This is a genomic window from Pseudomonas rossensis (assembly GCF_039888995.1).
Taxonomy (GTDB): domain Bacteria; phylum Pseudomonadota; class Gammaproteobacteria; order Pseudomonadales; family Pseudomonadaceae; genus Aquipseudomonas; species Aquipseudomonas rossensis.
Window position 1 is genome coordinate 1 of record NZ_JBBWCB010000258.1, and the last position, 3,257, is coordinate 3,257.

Sequence of the window (3,257 nt, forward strand, 5' to 3'; positions counted from 1 at the left end):
GGTGTATTCATACCCATGCTCGCTCCATGATTTTGACAGCTGGCAGCGTCAGTCCGTCTTGTGGGGAATAGATCAACTCGCCCTCGATACACCGCACGTCCCGTACACCATCCTCATGGTACACACGGCGGTAAGGGGTGAGGCCAGCAGGTATAGAAATACGGGTGCCGCTATGTCGGGCAAAGTCTTTGCCCGTCCATTCGACCTTTTTGATTTGGTCGCCGTGATAGCCGAGCGTATCGCCCCAAATTTCGATGCCCTTGAAGTGAATCATTGCATCGGTCAACGGCACGTTTTCCCCCGGTAGTTTTAGCATCAGATACGTGGAAGTGACTTGGCCTTGATAAGGGTTCATCTCTGACAGTCGGAAGGCATCAAAACTTATGGGAAACAGGACGGGGTACAGCTCATCCATGGACAGGCTATAGCTGTGGGACCAAGTGTCGTCCGGACGGATACCAAAGCGGCTGTTTTTCACCCATTTTTCCAGCGGCGAGTCCGCGGTATAAAGACGGGCGATGACCCCGCCCACAATTACAACCGCAAGGCCTAGTATTTTCGCCCCCAAGTGAGGCACTACATTGAGTCCCCTGGCAATAGTCGCCGCATCCCCGGCTATCACAGCAGCCCGGGCAACTCTTAGTGCACGGAAGGCCTGGACCTGGATTTTGATACTGGCCAGCGAAGCGCCAACCACGGCCAAGTTCGCGACCATGGTGTCGAAGTCGCCCGCTTTGTAGGCCTCAAAGGCATCTATCCCATAGTGCACGACGTCGAAGGCAAGAAAAGCACCTTGTGCCAGAGCAGCATTTGCGGCGCGACCCAACGCTTTAACCAAAAGGAGACGAGATGAAATAGAGGTACTACCGCTTTGACGAACAGCCGAAGCCCAGTCAACCTCTGCGACTCGCTGAAGTACGGCTGCGGTTGCAGCAGCGACACCTACTGCACTACCAATCATCCCAGTAAGGTTTTTGGTTGTAGTGCCGTCAAAAAACGTACTACTCGCCCAAACAAAACTCCCCCCCGCCACCAGCGTCACAATCGACTTGATCGGCGCTTTACTCAGCACGCCTTTCAAATCAAACACTCCGCTCAGCTCAACCCCCGCAGCCAGATTCACCGGCAACGGTGGCAGCTTGGTGCTGGCCGGGACCAAATGCATGAACGGGATACCGTCAGCCACCCCGCTGGCCAGCGGTGTAACACTCAAATGCGCGGGCATTGACTGGCGAGTCCCCATCAAATCGCTGTACCACTCGCCCAGCTGACGCGATGTAACGCCCGAGGTCTGGATGCGCTGGTCGCTGCGGGCCAGCGCTGCCGCCATGTACAAACGCCCTGCCGCACCAGTGCCCTTTTCACCCTGATGCAATTGCAACCCTGCCACCGGGGCAATGGACAGAAATAGGGCCTCAATGCTTGAGGCCGGCTTGTGTTGCTTCAGTTTGTCGGCGGTCTTGTTCAACGCATCGGCATAACCAAAGGCTCTGGCGAGTTTGCTGGCGCCCTCTTGCAGGGAAGCGGTGTTGTCGCGGGCCACATCACTGACGTCCACTAGGTATTTGATTTCGCCTACACCCAGCCGTGACGGCAACCCAAGCAATGCCCAAAGCAACCATGGCTTACCGGTCTTGTCACCTTCCAGGCTGAGGGTAATGGCCTCGGCCCCAACGCTGGTGCTGGCCGGCCCCAGGCAAGCCGCCGCGAAATGCAATTCCAGTGCCTCACGCGCCATCGACTGGGTAATGTCGAAATGGCCGCAAGCCGTGTCCATGCTCGACGGGCCAGTCACTTGCAGGGTGTTGAATTACGCCACCCAGAGTTGGGCCAGACGCCGCGTGTCGGCGGTATACCGATTGTTTTGGATCTCTTGATCTTTCCACGCCTGCTGGAGTTCGTCATAGCGGGTGATGGACGGCAACTGTGCGCTCAGTTGGCGGTCGCCTTCACTCAGTGACTTGATGACACTGGCCATCGCCCACGTTTCAGCGTGATGTTCCTGGTAACTGTCGAATGCTTCTTTACGCACACGCATCAGCGCGGCAAGGTCGAGTAGCACGCCCCAGGCGTCATCAATGACCGCATAGGTCTGTTGCTCGCAAGCCTTCATCTGCTTTAACACTTTCAACCAGTCGGGTGCGTGCTCCGTCTCGGGCTCCGCGCTCCAGCCATAGCTCGTCGCATCGTTGTATTCACCAATTTGCTTGGCGACGGTGTCAACCTTGCCACTGAACGGCGCAACACCCGGAACAAAACTGCGCATGATGCGCTGGCGCACCGTTGGGTCTTTTCTGGCGGCCTGGTATTGCGCTTCACTCCAGCGAACGGGCGACCAGACCAACCCGGCAGGGTCGCCAGCTCTTAACACCAGATGGGGTTTGACTCGGGTGTCGATTACCCTGCCCGCACGCGGGGTTTGGGTGAGCTGAGCTTTTTCGATCTGATACTCCACCAACTTGGGTGGACTGCTCTCCCAGACATAGAGCCAACCGTCGCGCAACAAACGCGAGGTGTAATTGAGCACATGCCCGGTCAAGTCAGGATGCCGAGGCCCCAACTCGGGAAACGAGCCGTTCAACGCAGGCAAGTCGTAGGCATCGGTATCGACTGCAACGGTTGGGCCGAGGGCGTATCGCAGCGGCAAAACGGCGGCGAACAGCGGGCACGTTCCAACGCGGATGTTGTTTTGGGCGCTCATGGGTTTGTCTCCGGGTTGGCTGGAAGGCTCAGCGCATGCAGAAGCGTCTCAGGCAGGGTGATTTGCGCCGTCAGACCTTTATTGGCCGGTGCTGAGTCGAATTCCGGCGCCTGGTTCTCCCAAGCGCACACTGGCGCGTTGCGATGGCGTAGCCAGACGCTTTCCACGCCGTACCAAAAGCCTGTTGGCCATTGCACGCCGGCCAACCAGGCGCGGAGCAGAACCGAGCCATCCGCCAGGCGCAGCCATAACTCTCGCTGGTGTTCATCAAAAATGCGCAAGCGACGTTGCAGGATCGGTAGCCATTGTTGAGCGCTCTGTGGAGAAGCCAGCCAAACACCGTGTTGCAAGTCGGAGCCGCCCCACCATGCGGCGTAGGCTGCGCTGCCAAGCGAGGCATTCAGCAGAAATGGCCCCGCTGCGCCAATCGGCTCGTAAGCGGTCCCCTTGAAAAGCGATTGAGGAGCGTCTGCGCCATAGTGCTGGTGAAGCCAATCGATAGCGTCTTCATACTGAGCACCATCAAGCAGTAGCAGTCCTTTGTTCGGAGTGACCG

At 57.9% G+C, this 3,257-nt stretch carries 3 protein-coding genes; all 3 read right to left on the reverse strand.

The window, feature by feature from the left end; genetic code table 11:
- Nucleotides 1–7: 7 nt before the first annotated feature.
- Nucleotides 8–1,777, reverse strand: coding sequence for a hypothetical protein (locus WLY71_RS30120; protein ID WP_347806482.1), 1,770 nt, complete (start codon nucleotides 1,775–1,777; stop codon nucleotides 8–10).
- 33 nt (nucleotides 1,778–1,810) lie between these two features.
- Nucleotides 1,811–2,701, reverse strand: coding sequence for a toxin VasX (locus WLY71_RS30125; RefSeq protein ID WP_347806483.1), 891 nt, complete (start codon nucleotides 2,699–2,701; stop codon nucleotides 1,811–1,813).
- On the reverse strand, nucleotides 2,698–3,257 hold a 560-nt coding region (locus tag WLY71_RS30130), incomplete at its 5' end, for a DUF4123 domain-containing protein (RefSeq protein WP_347806484.1). The genes WLY71_RS30130 and WLY71_RS30125, both read right to left, overlap by 4 nt.